General features: G+C 65.7%; 16 protein-coding genes and 1 pseudogene. 9 read left to right on the forward strand and 8 right to left on the reverse strand.

Translation table 11 applies throughout. The annotated features are described in order from the left end of the window. Nucleotides 1-30: 30 nt before the first annotated feature. Nucleotides 31-1653, reverse strand: coding sequence for an exodeoxyribonuclease VII large subunit (gene xseA, locus AC066S_RS02320; RefSeq protein WP_478268943.1), 1623 nt, complete (start codon nucleotides 1651-1653; stop codon nucleotides 31-33). Nucleotides 1654-1790: 137 nt separating this feature from the next. Here xseA and AC066S_RS02325 point away from each other — a divergent pair, with 137 nt between their 5' ends. The 4 genes from AC066S_RS02325 (at nucleotide 1791) to AC066S_RS02340 (ending at nucleotide 4553) form a co-directional block, all read left to right on the forward strand. After that, the gene (locus AC066S_RS02325) at nucleotides 1791-2801 is read left to right on the forward strand and encodes an alpha/beta hydrolase (RefSeq protein ID WP_478268813.1); all 1011 of its coding nucleotides are present in this window, start codon (nucleotides 1791-1793) and stop codon (nucleotides 2799-2801) included. Between the two features lie 285 nt (nucleotides 2802-3086). Continuing rightward, nucleotides 3087-3641, forward strand: a complete 555-nt coding sequence (locus tag AC066S_RS02330) for a hypothetical protein (protein ID WP_167767617.1) — start codon at nucleotides 3087-3089, stop codon at nucleotides 3639-3641. 3 nt (nucleotides 3642-3644) lie between these two features. After that, nucleotides 3645-3944 carry a winged helix-turn-helix domain-containing protein gene (locus tag AC066S_RS02335; protein WP_126259030.1) on the forward strand — a complete coding sequence of 100 codons (300 nt, stop codon included), beginning with the start codon at nucleotides 3645-3647 and terminating at the stop codon, nucleotides 3942-3944. Nucleotides 3945-4364: 420 nt separating this feature from the next. Continuing rightward, nucleotides 4365-4553 carry a hypothetical protein gene (locus tag AC066S_RS02340; RefSeq protein ID WP_126259031.1) on the forward strand — a complete coding sequence of 63 codons (189 nt, stop codon included), beginning with the start codon at nucleotides 4365-4367 and terminating at the stop codon, nucleotides 4551-4553. A 307-nt stretch (nucleotides 4554-4860) separates the two neighbouring features. On the opposite strand, the pseudogene AC066S_RS02345 reads toward AC066S_RS02340, so the two are convergent. Together AC066S_RS02345 and AC066S_RS02350 are read right to left on the reverse strand one after the other, a co-directional pair. Next, nucleotides 4861-5392, reverse strand: a pseudogene (locus AC066S_RS02345) (REP-associated tyrosine transposase). Between the two features lie 151 nt (nucleotides 5393-5543). Continuing rightward, on the reverse strand, nucleotides 5544-5972 hold the full coding sequence (locus AC066S_RS02350; protein WP_135170297.1) for a hypothetical protein: 429 nt from the start codon (nucleotides 5970-5972) through the stop codon (nucleotides 5544-5546). A gap of 330 nt (nucleotides 5973-6302) precedes the next feature. Here AC066S_RS02350 and purD point away from each other — a divergent pair, with 330 nt between their 5' ends. Then, the gene (gene purD / locus AC066S_RS02355) at nucleotides 6303-7586 is read left to right on the forward strand and encodes a phosphoribosylamine--glycine ligase (RefSeq protein WP_478268814.1); all 1284 of its coding nucleotides are present in this window, start codon (nucleotides 6303-6305) and stop codon (nucleotides 7584-7586) included. A gap of 208 nt (nucleotides 7587-7794) precedes the next feature. Next, on the forward strand, nucleotides 7795-8700 hold the full coding sequence (locus AC066S_RS02360) for an alpha/beta fold hydrolase (protein ID WP_126259035.1): 906 nt from the start codon (nucleotides 7795-7797) through the stop codon (nucleotides 8698-8700). Nucleotides 8701-8849: 149 nt separating this feature from the next. Here AC066S_RS02360 and AC066S_RS02365 read toward each other — a convergent pair whose 3' ends face one another. Continuing rightward, nucleotides 8850-9308 (reverse strand): nucleoside deaminase, encoded by a 459-nt coding sequence (locus AC066S_RS02365; RefSeq protein WP_478268815.1) that lies wholly within the window; start codon nucleotides 9306-9308, stop codon nucleotides 8850-8852. A gap of 121 nt (nucleotides 9309-9429) precedes the next feature. Between AC066S_RS02365 and AC066S_RS02370 the strand changes: the two genes are divergently transcribed. Both AC066S_RS02370 and rsmD read left to right on the forward strand, forming a co-directional pair. Beyond that, on the forward strand, nucleotides 9430-11517 hold the full coding sequence (locus tag AC066S_RS02370) for a pseudouridine synthase (protein ID WP_478268816.1): 2088 nt from the start codon (nucleotides 9430-9432) through the stop codon (nucleotides 11515-11517). Between the two features lie 140 nt (nucleotides 11518-11657). After that, complete coding sequence (gene rsmD, locus AC066S_RS02375) at nucleotides 11658-12212, forward strand: 16S rRNA (guanine(966)-N(2))-methyltransferase RsmD (protein ID WP_126259039.1); 555 nt, start codon at nucleotides 11658-11660, stop codon at nucleotides 12210-12212. A 126-nt stretch (nucleotides 12213-12338) separates the two neighbouring features. Here rsmD and mutL read toward each other — a convergent pair whose 3' ends face one another. Further along, complete coding sequence (mutL, locus tag AC066S_RS02380) at nucleotides 12339-14153, reverse strand: DNA mismatch repair endonuclease MutL (protein WP_478268817.1); 1815 nt, start codon at nucleotides 14151-14153, stop codon at nucleotides 12339-12341. A 319-nt stretch (nucleotides 14154-14472) separates the two neighbouring features. Between mutL and AC066S_RS02385 the strand changes: the two genes are divergently transcribed. Further along, nucleotides 14473-14772: a hypothetical protein gene (locus AC066S_RS02385; RefSeq protein ID WP_126259295.1), complete on the forward strand. Its 300-nt coding sequence runs from the start codon at nucleotides 14473-14475 to the stop codon at nucleotides 14770-14772. A gap of 56 nt (nucleotides 14773-14828) precedes the next feature. Here the strand turns inward: AC066S_RS02385 and arfB are convergent, their stop codons facing one another. From arfB to AC066S_RS02400, 3 genes are all read right to left on the reverse strand, one after another. Beyond that, the gene (gene arfB, locus AC066S_RS02390) at nucleotides 14829-15245 is read right to left on the reverse strand and encodes an alternative ribosome rescue aminoacyl-tRNA hydrolase ArfB (RefSeq protein WP_478268818.1); all 417 of its coding nucleotides are present in this window, start codon (nucleotides 15243-15245) and stop codon (nucleotides 14829-14831) included. Between the two features lie 160 nt (nucleotides 15246-15405). Further along, nucleotides 15406-16773, reverse strand: coding sequence for a M16 family metallopeptidase (locus AC066S_RS02395; protein ID WP_164718782.1), 1368 nt, complete (start codon nucleotides 16771-16773; stop codon nucleotides 15406-15408). Beyond that, nucleotides 16770-18164, reverse strand: a complete 1395-nt coding sequence (locus AC066S_RS02400) for a M16 family metallopeptidase (RefSeq protein ID WP_205680514.1) — start codon at nucleotides 18162-18164, stop codon at nucleotides 16770-16772. Before AC066S_RS02400 ends, AC066S_RS02395 begins: the two co-directional genes overlap by 4 nt. Nucleotides 18165-18336 lie beyond the last annotated feature (172 nt).

Genomic DNA, 18336 nt, shown 5'->3' on the forward strand with positions numbered 1-18336 from the left:
ACAGTGAGAGCGGAGCGCCGCCGGCGCGCCTCAGAACAGACTGCCCTGATCCACCGGCTTCGCCGCGCGCTTCGGTGCGGGCTTTGCGTCCGCCGCGGCTTGCTTTGGCTGCGCCGGCGCGCGCTTGGCCGTCGGCGCCGGGCGATCCGCATCCGCGGTCGCGCCGACGCGGCCATCGGCGAACTCGATCTCGACGCGTGCGCCTGGACCGATCGCGTCGGCCGCATGCAGGGGATGGCCGGCCTCATCCCGCACCAGCGCAAAGCCGCGCGCGAGCACGCTGCGATAGGATAAAGCCGACAGCAGCTTGCCGCTGTTCTCGACGCGGGCCTCCAACCGGTGCAGCAGCGTTGCGAGCGCGCGTTGCGCCCGCTCCGCCAGACGATGCGTGCGCTCGCGCTGGCGGGCAATCGCGTTGCGCTGCGCCTGCGCATTGGAGAGCTTTGAGGCGCGCAGGCGAATCTGGAGCCCGGCGAAGCGGTCGCGCCGCTGCCGCAGCAGCGAACGTGTGGACAGGCCGAGCCGTTCGCCGCACACGGTGAGCCGGTGGTCGGCCTGTGCGATCTGGCCGTGCAGCACGCGCAGCGTCAGTTTTGAGCTGGCCGCGGTGAACCTGCGGAAATGCGCGTGCGTGTTGGCCTTGAGGCAGCGGGGCAGGGAGGCGCCCGCCGAATCCAGCCGCTGCCTGGGAATGGCGAGCAGATCGCCGGCCGCCGGCAGCGCGCGCGCGGCGGCGCGCAGTTCGCTGCGGCGGCTTTCCTGGGCGCGTTGCCAATAGGCGCGGGTGCGACGGCCGAGATCGGCGACCTCGACGAACAATTCGCTGCGCACCGGCACCGCCATCTCGGCCGCCGCCGTCGGCGTCGGCGCGCGCTTGTCGGCGACGAAATCTATCAGCGTGATGTCGGTCTCGTGCCCGACCGCGGAGATCAGCGGGATCATGCTCTCGGCCGCGGCCCGCACCACGATCTCCTCGTTGAACGACCAGAGGTCCTCCAGCGAGCCGCCGCCGCGCGCGACGATCAGGACGTCGGGACGCGGTATCCTGCCGCCCGGGGCAATCGCGTTGAAGCCGCGGATCGCGGCCGCGACCTGCTCGGCCGAGCCTTCGCCCTGCACCTTGACCGGCCACACCAGCACGCGGCGGGGGAAGCGGTCCTCCAGCCGGTGCAGGATGTCGCGGATCACGGCGCCGGTCGGCGAGGTGACGACACCGATCACCTCCGGCAGCCAGGGCAGCAGCTGCTTGCGCGCCTCGTCGAACAGGCCCTCGGCGGCGAGCTTCTTCTTGCGCTCCTCCATCAGCGCCATCAGCGCGCCGATGCCGGCCGGCTCCAGCGCCTCGATCACGATCTGGTATTTCGAGGAGCCCGGATAGGTCGTGAGCTTGCCGGTGGCGATGACCTCGAGCCCCTCCTGGGGCTTGAAGCGCATCCGGCCGTGCACGCCCTTCCAGATCACCGCCTCGATCTTGGCGCTCTCGTCCTTGAGCGCGAAATAGCAATGGCCGGAGGAGTGGGCGCCGCGGAATCCCGAGATCTCGCCGCGGACCCGGACATGGCCGAACGTATCCTCCACAGTCCGCTTCAGGGACTGGGAGAGCTCGGAGACGGTGAATTCGAACGCGTTGTTGAGTTGTTCCGCAGGCGGCATCGGCAAACGATTCGGCATTTTGGGGTCGGACCCGACGTTAAGGATTTTCACGGCGCGGCGCCAATCCGGGGATTGATTCCAAGAGTACTCTGTATTATAGAGTTCTCTATTATTGATCGATTTGAGGGAGGCAAGCCATGGCGGTCCGTCTGCTGCGCGGCGTTCTGAACGGCCTGAAATGGACTCTTTGTGCGGCTGGCGCGGTGGCGCTGACCTTGACCGCCATGATCGCAACGCCACTGGAGCGGCCGCCTGAGATGCGCTCCGTCTCCGACTCCAGCAAGGGGATTGACTGGACCACGCTGCCTCCGCTCGAGCGCTTCCAGGCGCGTGACGGGACCTGGATCGGCTATCGCCATTATCCGCCGAACGGCCCGGCGACGGGCGGCGGGGCGATCTTCATTCACGGCTCCTCCGGCTCCAGCGCGACGGTCAACCATACGCTGACCCATGCGATCGCCGCGCGCGGCGTGGAGACCTGGGCGCTCGACATCCGCGGCCACGGCGGCTCCGGCACCCGCGGCGACATCGGCTATGTCGGCCAGCTCGAGGACGACCTGATCGATTTCGTCGCCCATCTGCGCAAGGGCGCGCCGGACCTGCCGCTCACCCTGATCGGCCATTCCGCCGGCGCCGGCTTCTCGCTGCGCGTCGCCGCGACGCCGATCATGCAGGACATGTTCGTGCGCACCGTGCTGCTCGCGCCCTATCTCGGCTACGACGCACCGACCAACCGGCCGGATTCCGGCGGCTGGGCCAAGGCCGACATTCCACGTTTCCTGGGCCTGACCGCGCTGCGCAAGCTCGGCATCGACTGCTGCTCGCAGCTTCCGGTGCTCGCCTTCGCGGTGCCCGCGACCTCGGCGAAGTACCTCACCTCGACCTATTCGGACCGCCTGATGCGCAACTTTGCCACGCGTGGCTATCGGCTCGATCTGCCGGCAACCACGCGTCCGATCACGATCTTCGGCGGCGGCGAGGACGAGATGATGATCTCGGACAAATATGCGGAAGTGGTGCAGGCGATCAAACCTTCGGTCGACGTCAAGATCATCGCCGGCATCAACCACATGGGCATCGTGACAAATCCGAAGGCGGTCTCGGTGATCGCCGAGGACGTGGCGAGGCGCGGGGCAGGGCAGTCGTGATGCGCCCCGTCGACGGCAAGGCAATCGCAGACAGGAGCGGTTTTTCCGCGGCCATCCTTCGAGACGCCCGCCTGCGGCGTGCCCTCAGGATGAGGGGCGGAGTCTGCGGCAGCCGCTTCAACGGGTCCTGGTGCAGCTGAGCCTCATCCTGAGGGGACCGCTGGAAGCGGTCGTCTCGAAGCCTCATCCTGAGGAGACCGCGTAGCGGTCGTCTCGAAGGACGAGGCGCGCGCTCAGGTGTCACCGAGCGTCTTACGAGATAGCCCAGGGACAGAAAGGGACGACATGATCGACAGCAAGGAGGCATCCGCAGCGCTGGCCGATATCGACGACATCGTCCAGCGCCTGAAGCGATCGCAGCTCTACGAGCTCGCGAGTCTCGCTGCGGTGTGGTGGGGTGTGCTGGTGTTCGCAGCCAATCTCGTGACCTGGCTCTGGCCGATCTACGCGGTCTACGCCTGGGTTGCGGTGGACGTTCTGGGCGTCGGTGGTCTGATTGCGCTTCGCGTGTTCAATCCGAAGAACCACCCCTTTGGGGCCGGCGTTGGCATCAGGCTGTTCCTGATATTCGCCCTGTTCTTCGCGTTCGGCTATCTCGTGACCAACGTTGTCGGCCATTTCGGTCCACGCCAGTTGGGAACGTTCTGGCCGATCTATTTCATGCTGTTCTACACACTCGCCGGGCTCTGGTTCGGCTACGCCTTCGTTGCGATCGGTCTCGGCATCACCGCGCTGACGCTGTTCGGCTTCTTCTACATCGGCGAGGCGTTCCCGCTGTGGATGGCCTTCGTCAACGGCGGCGGCCTGATCCTCGGCGGGCTCTGGATGCGGCGGATCTAGCGCATGGCCGAGCTCGACGACATCATCCACCAGCCGCTGCGGCTCAAGATCATGGCGGCCTTGAACGCGCTGCCCGTGTCGGCCGGTCTGGAATTCGCCCGCCTGAAGAAGCTCACCGGCGCCACTGACGGCAATCTCGGCGCGCATATCGAGACATTGGCCAAGGCGGGGTATGTGTCCGTGGAGAAGGCCTTCGTCGGCAAGAAACCGCAGACCACCGTCACCGCCACCGCCGCCGGCCGCGGCGCGTTCGCGCGGCACGTCGCGACGCTGCAGGAGATCATCGCGGGGAAGCAGGTGTAGCCTCCGCCGTCATTCCGGGGCGCGCCCTCTTGGCGCGAGCCCGGAATCCATTCCACCGCCGATGCTGCCTCCCAATGGATTCCGGGTTCGCGCTGCGCGCGCCCCGGAATGACAGTTCGTAGGATGGGTTGAGCCCTTGCGAAACCCATCGCTTTCCTCTTCCAGCTCTCGATCATCGCGGCTGTCATCCGACTGCAGGTGAGGACGAAGCGGACGGCGCCCGATCGTTTAGCTTTACGGACGCTTCGAAAAACAAGCGTGATGGGTTTCGCAAGGGCTCAACCCATCCTACGGGCTCGACTAAGAGCCTCGACGGGACCGGGAACAATGTCCGGGTGATCTGATTGGAACGTTGGTACGTCCAATCCGGGATCAACCAGCGAGCTTCCTGGAGGCGTCTTTATCAGGGAGGAGCCACCAATGGATGACGAACGAAAATCATCAAAGGCGGGGGAACAGGCCGCTGAAGGCTTGCGTGAAGCGACGTCCAAGGAAGAAGCGAAGAACGAGAGCAAGATGGGGCACGATCTGGCCAAGGGGTCTGATCGTTTCGAAGAGCGCTCGAAAAGCTCCGATGGAAAAAGCGCAGAAGAGAAACAAAAAGGGTGAAAGCAGCAGACCCGTTTCTGCGGGCTCGGTGCAACCTCTCCCGCGTGCGGGAGAGGTCGCGCAAGGCGCGGGTGAGGGCTTTCTCCTCTGGGGGAGTATCCCATTGCGGAAATACCCTCTCCCCAGCCCTCTCCCGCAAGCGGGAGAGGGAGTGCACTTATGTTGCAGCGATCAAACCTGATCTCATCACGCTTTAGGAAACGCCGCCGATCTTCTCGGAGACGATCCTGGCCGCGTTGCGCAGCGCGCTGATTGGAAATCAGCTCCTAGGATGGGTTGAGCCCTTGCGAAACCCATCGCTTCTCTATCACCGTTCTCCGTAATCGCGGTCGTCATCCGACTGATCGCCGGCCCAATCGGCCGGGTAATTGCCGAGCTTCACGTGACGATGAAACGAGGAGGGCGCCCAGTCACGTACTCTGTCGACGCGCCCGTGCTTGACCGGATTGATATGAACGTAGTCGACATGCCGCGCGAAATCGACTTCGTCGCGAATGGTGTGCTCCCAATATCTGCGTTGCCAGATGCCCCTCACCTTTGGCCGAGCGGCTTTGGGATATCCTCTCGTTGCGAGCCAGACCGCGCGAAAAGGTGGATTTGATCAACTGCCAGCGCATTGCAAAATCGGCATCACCTTCTGGTAATGTCCACACCGAGTGAAGGTGGTCAGGCAGCACCACGATGGCATCGATGGTGAATGGATGGCGCCGGTGCGTTTCGCGAAACGCCGTGCGCAACAACCCGACATGATCCGTCAGTAATGATAGCTTTCGCTCCGCCAGATTGACGGTGAAGAAGAAACACCCACCCGGAACGAAGTTGCGGCGGTACGCGGTCATGACGCGACGTTACCACGAAACAAGTGCGATGGGTTTCGCAAGGGCTCAACCCATCCTACGGCTCGGCTCTGAGCGATGGACGCCACTCGTATGGCTCCACGCTTATCGAGCGTTCTCTATCATGTGGCGGACAGCGCCTTAAAAAAGGGGCTTAACGGCACCCGAAAGTGCATGTGACATTGACGTTCACCTCCTGCGGCGGCGGATTGATACTCTGGAGGGACCGGCTCATCTCCATTAACCCTTCGGACACCCTGCGAGAGCGCTCTGCCTTCTGCTGGTCCTCTATGGCCGCTTGCTGACGATAGTAGAGTAGGTTCTTGCGACACTGGGTATAGGCGTCAGCGCCCTTGCCAGTCGCCAACTGCCTACAAGAAGCATCGTCTTGGGCTTCCATCTTTGCCGCCCTTACGCCTGCATCTTCGCTGCTCACGCAACCAGAGAGCACGACAAGCCCTAAGGCCAAAACAACAATACGCATTTCAGATAATTCCCCAACCTTTGCCTTGACCGAGGAGTAGTTTGTCCAGCCCACGACTGGCAAGTTGAGATAAGGTTTCTCCTCAAGGAACACGCGCATCGGCGAAGAGGTGCCGCATCAACCCGCCAGCTAAGCAAGACATGATCGCTAAGATTCCGACGTGCAGGTAGTACCGTCGTGTCGGGCTTGTTACGAATTCGTCCAATGCTCGTTGCGGCGTCCAGTTTAGGCAATGTTCGTCATTCCGCCTAAAGCGGAGACAGACTTCGGAGCGTCGCCAACCGCTTTGCGCATGGCGCAGCCCGGGATTCAAGACTCAAGGCTTCGCCGCGCCCCGGAATGACGGGGAGTCTTGGCCGTTTCCCCTTGAGCCTCACCCCGTTTCATGCGACCTCCGCCCCCAGCAAACCCCTCATTTCGAGCCCTCTTATGCACATTCTCCTGCTCGGTTCCGGCGGCCGCGAACATGCCCTGGCGTGGAAGATCGCAGCCTCCCCCCTGGTGACCAAATTCTGGTGCGCGCCCGGCAATGCCGGCATCGCGAAGGAGGCGGAATGCGTGGCGCTCGACGTCGCCGACCACGCCGCGGTGATCGACTTCTGCAAGCAGAACAAGGTCGAACTCGTGGTGGTCGGGCCGGAAACGCCGCTGGCGGCCGGCATCGTCGATGATCTCACCGCCGCCGGCATCAAGGCGTTCGGCCCGAGCAAGGCGGCCGCGCAGCTCGAAAGCTCCAAGGGGTTCACCAAGGCGCTCTGCACCGAATTCGGCATTCCGACCGGTGCCTACAAGCGCTTCACCAATGCCAACGATGCGCGCGACTACGTTGGCAGCCAGGGCGCGCCGATCGTCGTGAAAGCCGACGGGCTCGCCGCCGGCAAGGGCGTCGTCGTCGCCAAGACCGTGCGTGAGGCCGAGGACGCCATCGCCATGATGTTCGAGGGCGCCTTTGGCGAGGCCGGCGCTGAAGTCGTGATCGAGGAATTCCTGCCCGGCCGTGAGATCAGCTTCTTCGCGCTGTGCGACGGCGAGACCGCGATCCCGCTGGCCTCGGCGCAGGACCACAAGCGCGTGTTCGACCACGACGTCGGTCCGAACACCGGCGGCATGGGCGCCTATTCGCCGACGCCGCTGGTGACGCCTCAGGTCCACGACGCGATCATGGCCAAGATCATCCTGCCGACGGTGGCTGGCATGAAAAAGCGCGGCACGCCGTTCCGCGGCGTGCTCTATGCCGGCATCATGCTGACGACGCAGGGCCCGAAACTGTTCGAGTTCAACGTCCGCTTCGGCGATCCCGAGTGCCAGGTGCTGATGCTGCGCATGATGAGCGACCTCGTGCCGGCGCTGCTCGCCGCCTGCGACGGGCAGCTGAAGCATTTCGATCTGCGCTGGCACAAGGAGACCGCGCTCACCGTGGTGATGGCCGCACAAGGCTATCCCGGCGACTACCAGAAGGGCACGCGCATCGAGGGGCTCGATGATGCCGCCAAGGTAGACAATGTCGAGATCTTCCACGCCGGCACGGTGGCGAAGGACGGTGCGATCCTCGCCAATGGCGGCCGCGTGCTCAATGTCTGCGCGTTAGGGGCGACCGTGACGGAAGCGCAGGCCCGGGCCTACCAGGCCGTCGACCGCATCCGCTGGCCGGAAGGCTTCTGCCGCCGCGACATCGGCTGGCAGGCGGTGGAGGCGGAGAAGGCCAAAAACTAGCTCGTCATTCCGGACGGCGCGCCAAAACGCGCCGATCCGGAATCTCGAGATTTGTGTCACCACCCCGCCACATCGACAGTTCAGAAATGTGTAATCGGCTGTTGTGGTTAGCGACCCCGCCGATGATACCGCTACTGTGCATGGGGTTGTTTTCGACATTTCATGTGTCGGGGCGGCCCCTCCACTGACCCAACAAGGATGCAACAAGATGTCCGATCTCGCCGACCTCTACCCGGGTTTTGCCGCCGAATGGATCAATACCTCGTTCGGCCGCGTCTTCGCCCGCGTCGGCGGCAGCGGCCCGCCGCTGTTGCTCCTGCACGGCTTCTCCGAAACCCATGTGATGTGGCATCAGGTGGCGCCTGAGCTGGCCGAGCACTTCACGTTGATCATCGCCGATCTGCCGGGCTACGGCTGGTCCGACATGCCCGAGAGCGATGCGCTGCACATCCCCTACAGCAAGCGCGCGATGGCGAAGGCCATGGTCGAGGTCATGGAGCGGCTCGGCCACGTGCACTTCGCGCTCGCCGGTCACGACCGCGGCGGCCGCGTCTCCTACCGCCTCGCGCTCGACCATCCCGGCCGGCTGTCGAAGCTCGCGGTGCTCGATATCCTGCCGACCTATAATTACTGGGAGCGGATCAACCGCGCCTACGCGCTGAAGATCTATCACTGGACCTTCCTGGCGCAGCCCTATCCGCTGCCGGAGACGCTGATCGCGAGCAATGGCGAGTTCTTCCTGCGCTTCAAGATGGCGAGCCAGACCAAGTCGAGGACGCTCGATGCGATCGATGAGCGCGCGCTCGAACATTACCTCGCCCCGTTCCGCGATCCCGCCCGCGTGCATGCGATGTGCGAGGACTATCGCGCCGGTGCCTATTTCGACTACGACCTCGACAAGGCGGATTTCGAGGCCGGCAAGAAGATCACCATTCCCATGCTGGCGCTGTGGGGCAATGCCGGCGTGGCGCAAGCCGCGGCGACGCCGCTCGACACCTGGCGGCAATGGGCGACGAATGTGGAGGGCATGCCGGTGGATTCCGGCCACTTCCTCACCGAGGAGAATCCGGAGGTCACCGCGAGCGCGCTGCGCGAGTTTTTCGCGGCAGGTTGAGCTGTGACGCTGCACGCCACACACTCAACTGTCATCGCCCGGCTTGACCGGGCGATCCAGTGCGCCGAGACGGCAATGGTTGATCCGAGAAGCCACGGCGTACTGGATGCCCCGGTCAAGCCGGGGCATGACAGCGCAGGGTGGAGCCGTCAGCGCCGCTCCCGGAAGAACTCCTTGAGCAGCCGCGCCGCCTCGCTCTCGCCGACGCCGGAATAGACGTCCGGCGCGTGATGGCAGGTCGGGGAGGCAAAGAACCGCACACCTGATTCCACCGCGCCGCCCTTGGGGTCGGCGGCGCCGTAATAGAGCCGCCTGACCCTTGCAAACGAGATCGCGCCCGCACACATGGTGCAGGGCTCCAGCGTCACGTAGAGGTCGCAGTCGACGAGGCGCTCGCTGCCGATCTTCGCGGCGGCCTCGCGCAGCGCGATGATCTCGGCGTGGGCGGTCGGATCATGGTCGGTCAGCGTCCGATTGGCGGCGGTGGCGATGACCTCGTAATCGCGGACCACCACGCATCCGATCGGAACTTCGCCCGATTTTCCGGCATTTTCGGCCGTCACAAGCGCCAAATCCATGAAAGAAGGGGCTTTCATGCCTCGTATCATCGCCAGAAACCTGCTAGTAGCTCCGCCTTCAGCAAGAGTGGATACCGATTTTGCCTGAGCATGCGGCTCGGAACGAGCGCGCACAATGCTCATCGCACTACCCCCGTAAGTGAGATCATTCATGCCTCGCGACAGCGACAAAGACAACGATTCCCGCGGCCGGCGTGATCGAGGCCCGGCCAAGGGAGCAGCGAAGGGCCGCTCCGGCAAGGCGCGCGGCCCCGAGAAGAAGTCCGCCAAGCGCGGTTTCGAGGGCAAGAGCGAGAGGAAGGGCGACAGCCGCCCGCCCCGCGAGGGTCGCGAGGACCGTCCGTTCCGCCGCCGCGAGGAGGGCGATGCCCCGCGCCGAGATTCGTCCGACCGTCCGCGCTTCAAGCGCGACGATCGCAGCAGCGAGGGCCGCGGCGAGCGCAGCTTCAAGCCGCGTGGCGACCGGCCATTTTCCGATCGTGGATCGCGCGATGGCGACAAGCGCTCCTTCAAGCCGCGCGGTGACCGCCCGTCCCATGGCCGTGACGATCGTCCGCCGCGCAGCCGCGATCGCGACGAGTCCCGTCCCGCCGGCCGGTTCGGCGACAAGAAGTTCGGCGACAAGCGGCCGTATTCGCCGCGCGGCGACCGTCCGGAGCGTCCGTTCGACGGCGAGCGAAAGTTTTCGCGGGGCGGTCCGGATCGCGACCGTGGCGATCGCGGCGATTCGAAGCTCTGGCAGAAGCGCGACGACCGTCCGCGCGGCGATCGGCCGCCGCGCAAGGATTTTGGCAAGGGTCCGCGCAAGGATTTCGGCAGCCGTGACCGCAGCGAAGACAAGCCCTGGCAAAAGCGCGACGATCGTCGCGAAGGCGGTCGCGGCGAGGATCGTCCGCGGTTCTCGCGCTCACGCGACGATCGCGCATCGGGTGATCGCCCGTTCCGCGAGCGGCCCAAATTCGACCGGCCGCGCGAGGATCGTCCAAAATTCGATCGGCCCCGTCGTGACGGCGATGGCGACCGCGGCGGGCGTGGTGGCGACCGGCCGAAATTCAATCGTCCGCGCGAGCGTTCGGAAGGCCGTTCCGATTGGCACGAGCATCCGCGCAGCGAAGGCCGTTTCGGCGATCGCCCGCGCCGTGAAAACGAGAACGAAGCCAGGATCTTCGAGAAACGTCCCGCCTTCGGCGGCCGCGGTGCCTATCGCGAGCGCGATCGCGATGTCGAGCGGCGGCCGCGCCGGGAAGAAGAGCCGAAGCCGAAGAAGGCCGGCGAGCGCATCGCCAAAGTGCTGGCGCGTGCGGGCCTTGCCTCGCGCCGCGATGCCGAGGAGATGGTCACGCAGGGCCGCGTCACCGTCAATGGCCGCGTCATCAACTCGCCGGCGCTGGACATCACGAAGAACGACGTCGTCATGGTCGACGGCAAGCCGTTGCCGGAGCGCGAGCGCACGAGGCTGTTCCTCTATCACAAGCCGCGCGGACTGATGACCACGCATGACGACCCCGAGGGGCGTCCGACCGTGTTCGACAATCTGCCGGAAGGCCTGCCGCGGCTGATCAGTGTCGGCCGGCTCGATTTCAATACCGAAGGCCTCTTGCTGCTCACCAACGACGGCGGGCTCGCGCGCACGCTCGAGCTGCCCGATACCGGCTGGCTGCGCCGCTACCGCGTTCGCGCCCACGGCGACGTCACCCAGGCGCAGCTCGACGAGCTGAAGAACGGCATTGAGATCGAGGGCGTCAAATACGGTCCGATCGAGGCGACGCTGGAGCGCGATCAGGGCGCCAATGTCTGGCTGGTGTTCGCGATCCGCGAAGGCAAGAACCGCGAGGTGCGCAACGTCTGCGCCCATCTCGGGCTCGAGGTGAACCGGCTGATCCGCGTCTCCTATGGCCCGTTCCAGCTCGGCGAGGTTCCCGAAGGCCAGGTCGAGGAGATCAAGTCGCGGGTGCTGCGCGAGCAGCTCGGCGACAAGGTGATCGAGAAGTCGGGGGCGCAGTTCGACGTGCCCGCGAAGTCGGCCGCGCGTGTCGACGACGCACCGAGCGAGAAGAAGCCCGCCAGCAAGCGCGCCGTGATCAACGACCGCAAGGGCCGCCGCGTGCTGGTCCAGCGCACCGGCAGCGAGGAGGCGCGCGAGCGCAACGAGGAACAGGCCAGCGGCTACGGCCCGCCGCGCCGTCCCAAGCGCGGCTATCACGGCAAGCGCGACCTGACGCCGCGGGATGGCGAGTAAGCTTCAATGCTTGGAGCGATGCCGACATTGCGCAACAGGTCGTCATGCCCGGGCTTGACCCGGCCATCCACGTCTTGCTTGCGTCTACTGCTGAAGAACGTGGATGCCCGGGACAAGCCCGGGCATGACGGAGTCGTGTAATGCGCGTCGTCGGCGGTCGCTTGAAGGGGCGCAATCTCGCCTCACCGTCCTCGCGCGACATCCGCCCGACGGCGGACCGCTTGCGCGAGTCCGTGTTCAACATCCTCGTGCACGCCTATGACGATCCGATTGCCGATGCGCGCGTGCTCGATCTCTTCGCCGGCACCGGCGCGCTCGGCATCGAAGCGGTCTCGCGCGGGGCGAAGTTCACGCTGTTCGTCGACAATGGCGCGGAAGCGCGGGCACTGCTGCGCAACAATGTCGAGACGCTGGGCCTGGGTGGCGTCACCAAGGTCTATCGCCGCGATGCGACCGATCTCGGGCCTGCGCATCCCGTCGAGCCGTTTTCGCTGGTGTTCCTCGATCCACCCTATGGCAAGGGCTTCGCGGAGAAGGCGCTGGCGTCCTTGCGCGACGGCGGCTGGCTGACACCGGGCGCGCTGCTGGTGGTGGAGGAAGCGAAGGCCGCGCAGTTCGTGACGCCGGACGGCTTTGAGGAGCTGGAGCGGCGGACGTACGACGACACGGAGTTCGTGTTCTTGCGGAAGCTGTAGCTCCGTAATCAGCTGTCGTAGGGTGGGCAAAGGCGCAAAGCGCCGTGCCCACGATCTTTCTCTTCAACGCGCGATGGTGGGCACGCTTCGCTTTGCCCACCCTACGGCGGCGCGACTACGGCACCGTCACCTTCGCCCGAACAACTTCTCTACATCGCTCAGCTTCAGCTCGACATAGGTCGGCCGGCCGTGATTGCACTGGCCGGAGTTCGGGGTGTCCTCCATCTCGCGGAGCAGCGCGTTCATTTCCTCCGGCCGCAGCCTGCGGCCGGCGCGCACCGAGCCGTGGCAGGCCATGGTGGCGGCGACGTGCATCAGGCGGCGTTCGAGCGGCAGCGCCTCGTCCCACTCGGCCATGTGCTCGGAGAGATCGCGCAACAGGCCGCCGGCATTGGTCTTGCCGAGCAGCGAGGGCGTCTCGCGCACCGCGACTGCGCCGGGGCCGAAGGATTCGATGGCGAGACCGAACGAGGCGAGCTCGTCGCTGCGCTCCAGGAGGCGCTCGACCGTCGCCTCGTCCATCTCGACGATCTCGGGAATGAGCAGGATTTGCCGCTGCACGCCGTTCGCGGCCAGCGAGGCCTTCAGCCGCTCATAGACAATGCGCTCGTGCGCGGCATGCTGGTCGACGATGATCAGCCCGTCGCGGGTTTGCGAGACGATATAGGTCTCGTGGATCTGCGTGCGCGCCGCGCCGAGCGGGCGGTCGACGAGGTCCGCCACCGGCTGTGTCTCGATCCGCACGTCCGCGCTGGGGGCACCGACGTCGAACGCGGCCTGCGCGCGCTCTGCAAAAGCGGATGTCGCTGCGCCCTCGAAAGACGGCATCGGCGCGACGGGGGCGGCGGGCGAGGCGCGCCAGTCCCAGCTCGCCGGGCGCTGCGGCGTGAAAGCGGGCCGGAACGCGGACAAGGCGCTCTCGCCGCTGTTGGCGGCGGTGCGGCGTCCCTCGCGCGCGAGACCTTCCTTCAATCCGTGCACGATCAGCGCGCGGACGAGGCCGGCATTGCGGAACCGCACCTCGGTCTTGGCGGGATGCACGTTGGCGTCGACCTCGCGCGGATCGAGCGTGACGAACAGCGCCAGCACCGGATGGCGGTCGCGCGGCAGATAGTCGGAATAGGCCGCGCGCACCGCGCCGAGAATCAGCTTGTCCCGCACCGGGCGGCCGTTGACGAAGAGATATTGCCCGAGTGCGTTGGCCTTGGTCAGCGCCGGTGCCGCCGCATAGCCGGCGACGACGACGCCCTCGCGCTCGGCATGGATTTCGATGGCGTGGCTGCGAAACTCCGCGCCCAGGATGTCGCCGAGCCGGGTCAGCCGGCCGGCGGCGCCGGGCAGCGCCGCCGCCCAGGTCACCGGCGCGCGCTCCTCACCGGCAAGCGTGAAGGCAATGTCGGGCCGCGCCATGGCGAGCCGCCGCACCACCTCGCGGATTGCTTCGGCTTCGGTGCGGTCGGTCTTCAGGAATTTCAGCCGCGCCGGGGTTGCATAGAAGAGGTCGCCGACCTCGACGCGCGTGCCGTGCGCCAGCGCCGCCGGCATGATCTCGGATTTCTCGCCACCTTCGACCGTCAGCGCCCAGGCATGCGGCTCGCTGGCATGGCGTGTGGTGATGGAGAGCCGCGCGACGGAGCCGATCGAGGGCAGCGCCTCGCCGCGGAAGCCGAGGGTCCGAATCTGGAGCAGGTCCTCGTCGTCGAGCTTGGAGGTGGCATGGCGCTCGACCGCGAGCGCGAGGTCTTTCGCGGTCATGCCGCCGCCGTCATCGGTGATTCCGATCCGCCGCCGCCCGCCGCCGTCGGTGAAGACGTCGATCCGGCTCGCACCGGCATCGATTGCGTTCTCGACCAGTTCCTTGACCACGCTCGCGGGTCGCTCGACCACTTCGCCGGCGGCGATGCGGTTGACGATCTGTTCGGGAAGTTGGCGGACAGGCATAGGTTCACTCGGTGAATGTCCCAGTGTAACGCCGCCCGGCAACAAATGCATGGGTAAGGTCGCACTTCCCACATACCAGATGTGGGAAATCCCGCGCCTCGGGCAGTTCCGATGAAATGCGGCGTTCGTGCGCGGGTGCCGCATATGAGGAGCGTAATTCCGCGAAACCGCCGCGAAATCCCTAAACGATCAACACATGAGACCGTTTGCATCGCGGGTGCGCCGTTCGCACTCTTTGCGCGATGTGATGGTCCGGTCCGAAAGGAACGGCGTGGAGAATCGCCGAACCGTTCATCGCGAGCAAATCCAGGAGAAATGGATGAAGTTGGTGAAGACCTCTGCAATCGCATGCGCTCTCTCGGCTCTCATTGCGACGCCCGTTCTCGCGCAAGGCACATCGTCCGGCGTCAAGTCCGGCGGCACCGTGCAAAGCAAACCGATGCAGGGCGGCGCGACCATGGGCAGTGAGGATGACGACGTCGGCGCTCAGCAGGGGAGTGCCGGCGAGAAGGTTGGCATGAAGTCGGGCAGGGGGACCAAGGGTAACGCTGCAACCACGGGCAGTGCGACACACAAGGGCACGGCCGACGATTCGGCTGCGACCGGCAAGCGCTACTGAAGTCAGCTTGCGAAGCGCAAACCTCCGGTCGCACCGCGGCCGGAGGTCTTGCTCGATCAATCGTCGAAGCTCCGGCCGCGCTTTGCCTTGACGTCACTGCGGCGCTTCTTGCCCTCGAGACGGCGCTGCTTTGAGCCGAAAGTCGGTTTTGTCGCGCGCCGCGGCTTTGGCCGCACCATCGCCTCGCTCAGGATTTCGACCAGCCGGTCGATGGCATCCTGGCGATTGCGCTCCTGGGTGCGGAAGCGCTGCGCCTGGATCACGATGACGCCATCCTTGGTCATGCGCTGGCCGGCGAGGCGGGCGAGGCGTAGCGCCGCATCCTCCGGCAAGGTCAGCTTGCGCGTGTCGAAGCGCAGTTGCGCCGAGGTCGCGACCTTGTTGACGTTCTGCCCGCCCGGGCCGGAGGCGCGGACAAAGCCGATCTCGATGTCGTCCTCGTCGATGACGAGATCGCGGGATATCCGCAGCATGATGGCACCAGGAAAAGGATTCGCGCGCGCACCATAGCTGCTTTGATGGAAGTTTGCCGCGCTCTATCCGTTCCCTCCCCCTTGTGGGGAAGGGGCAGGGGAGGGGGTAGCCATGGGCGCCCGTGCGGCAGCCAGGGAACGCTGCTGCTTGCAATAAAGATCAGTTCGACTTCGTCGCCGGAGCCGCGGTCGGCTGCGCCGCGGCCTGCGGGGCGCGGCCGACGACGACGGTCAGTAGGCCCTGGCCCCAGAGCCGCTTGGCGGCCGCCTTGGCGTCGTCCAGCGTCACGGCATCGACGATGGCGTTGCGCTTCTCGATATAGTCGATCGGCAACTTGTCCTGCTGGTACTGCAGCAGCGCTTGCGCCAGCTTGGAGGAGGTGTCGAGCGCCAGCATCTGCGAGCCCTTGAGGTACGACTTGGCCTCGTCGAGCTCCTTCTGCGTCGGGCCTTCCTCGGCGATCCGGCGCACTTCCTTCTCGATGGCATCGATGGTGTCGCCGGAGCGGTCGGCGCGCGTGCCGGTATTGCCGATGAAGATCGCCGAATGCTCCATCCAGAGCAGCGATTCGAACACCGAATAGGCGAGGCCGCGCTTCTCGCGGACCTCGCGATAGAGACGCGAGGACAATCCGCCGCCGCCGAGGATGTGGTTGACGACATAGGCCGCCATGAAATTGGGATCGCTGCGCTTCACCCCGGGCCCGCCGAAGGTGATCACGGTCTGCGGCACGTCGAGGGTCACGAAGGCGCGTTGCGGCGGCCTTGCGGCCTCGACGTCAGGGACCGGCGTGAGGTTGCCCTTGGCGGGCAGGCTGCCGAAGGTGTGGTCGAGCAGCTTGCCGAGCGTCGCCGGATCGACGTCGCCGACGACCGCGACCTTCAGCCCATCCCTGGCCAGCACGCGGCCGACATAGTCCTTCATGTCGGAGACCGTGATGGTCGGCACGCTGTCGAGGTTGCCGTTGGTCTGCCGGCCGTAGGGATGATCGCCGAAGGCGACTTCCAGGAATTTGCGGCTCGCCAGCGAGGTCGGGTTGGTGGTCTCGCGGCGCAGGCCCGAGATGACCTGCGAGCGGATGCGCTCGACATCGGCGGTGTCGAAATGCGGCGAGGTCAGCGCGCTCCGCAAGAGATCGAAGGCCTCGTCCTTGTTGTCGCGCAGCATGCGCAGGCTGCCGCGGAAGGCGTCGCGGGTGGCGCTGAAGGACAGCTCGATGGCGCGGCGGTCGAGCCGCTCGTGGAAGGTCTTGGAATCGAGATCGCCGGAGCCTTCGTCGAGCAGGTCGCCGACCAGATTGGCGACGCCGGACTTGTCCTTGGGATCCTGGGCCGAGCCGCCGGCAAAGGAATATTCCATCGCGATCAGGGGCACGGTCGCGTCCTGCACGAACCAGGCCTCGATGCCGCCGGGCGAGACCAGGCGCTGAATCTTTGCGGCGGCGAGCGACGGCGACACCGCAGCGAGCGCGAGCGCGGCGCCGGTGACGAAAGAGAATGCAACGTGTCGAAGGAAGGGATAGGTCACGACCGCTTCTCCTCGCGCTTGGCAGCACTGGTGTCCTTGATCAGATAGCCCGTGACCGAACGCTTCTTCTCGAGCCATTTCTGCGCGACGGCGCGGACCTGCTCGGCGGTGACCGCGCGGATGCGGTCGGGCCAGCTCCTGATGTCCTCGATCGACAGGCCGGTGGTCAGCGCGCCGCCGTACCAGCGTGCCAGCACCGCCTGGTTGTCCTGGGCGTAGATCGCTTCCGCGATGAGCTGGGTCTTCACGCGCTCCAGATCCTCGGCGCGGATCGGGTTCTGCGCCACGTTGGCGATGACGCCGTCGACCGCCTGCTCGACCTCTGCGAAGCTGACGCCGGCTTTCGGCGCGGCCGAGATCGCGAACTGGGTCGGATCGAGCGAGATGCTCGAATAGCTGGCGTTGGCGGAGACCGCGAGCGGCTTGTCGACGACGAGGGCGCGGTAAAGATAGGAATTGCTGCCGCTGCCCATCAGCTGCGCCAGCACGTCGAGGGCCGCGCTCTCGCCGGCCGCGGCCGTGGTTGCCGACGGTACGAGATAATAGCGCCGCATGTTCGGCTGCTCGACGCGCGGATCGGCCAGCGTGACGGTGCGCGGGGCGGCGGGCTCAGGCTCCTGCGGACGGACGCGCCGCGCCGGGATCGCTGATTGCGCCGGGATCGAGCCGAAATTGCGCTCGACCAGCGGGCGAATTTCGGCGGCGTCGACGTCGCCGGCGATCACCAGGATCGCGTTGTTCGGCGCATAGAAGCGGCGATAGAAGGCGAGCGCGTCCTCGCGATCGAGCTTCTCGATCTCCTGATGCCAGCCGATCACCGGCCGGCCGTAGGGATGATTGAGGTAGAGCGCAGCCATGATCTGCTCGTTCAGCCGCGCGTCGGGATTGTTGGCGACGCGCATGTTGTATTCTTCGAGCACGACGTCGCGCTCGGGCAGCACGTTCTCGTCCTTGAGGATCAGGCCGGTCATGCGGTCGGCCTCGAACTCCATCATGGTCGGCAGCTGCTCCTTCGGCACACGCTGGTAGTAATTGGTGTAGTCGACCGAGGTCGAGGCGTTCTCGTTGCCGCCGACGCGGAGCACGGTCTGGGAGAATTCGCCGACGGGATGCTTCGAGGTGCCCTTGAACATCAGGTGCTCGAGGAAGTGCGCGAGCCCGGATTTTCCCGGCGTCTCGTCGGCCGAGCCGACCTTGTACCAGATCATCTCCGTGACCACGGGCGTGCGGTGATCCGGGATCACCACCACCTGCATGCCGTTGCTGAGCGTGAAGCTGGCGGGTGGGGCCGATGTGACCGTGGTCTGGGCGAGGGCCGCACCGGCCGTCAGGACACTGGTCGAAAGCAGCGCGGCAAGGAGGCGGGCAGCCGATCGGTAAGAGGACATCATGATCCTTTTGGAACGCCGAGTCCGGATCTCCGGCTCGGAGGCACGGCATGCTACACCGTGCGGCTGAGGCTTCGCGTCACGAAGCAGAGAACGCCATCAACTCGGGAGCAAGCCAGCGGCCGAAGCCATACAAGGGCCGGCGGCCAGCTCCGCGGTCCGACATGTTCGCGTC

The organism is Bradyrhizobium sp. CFUWI (genome assembly GCF_056429085.1).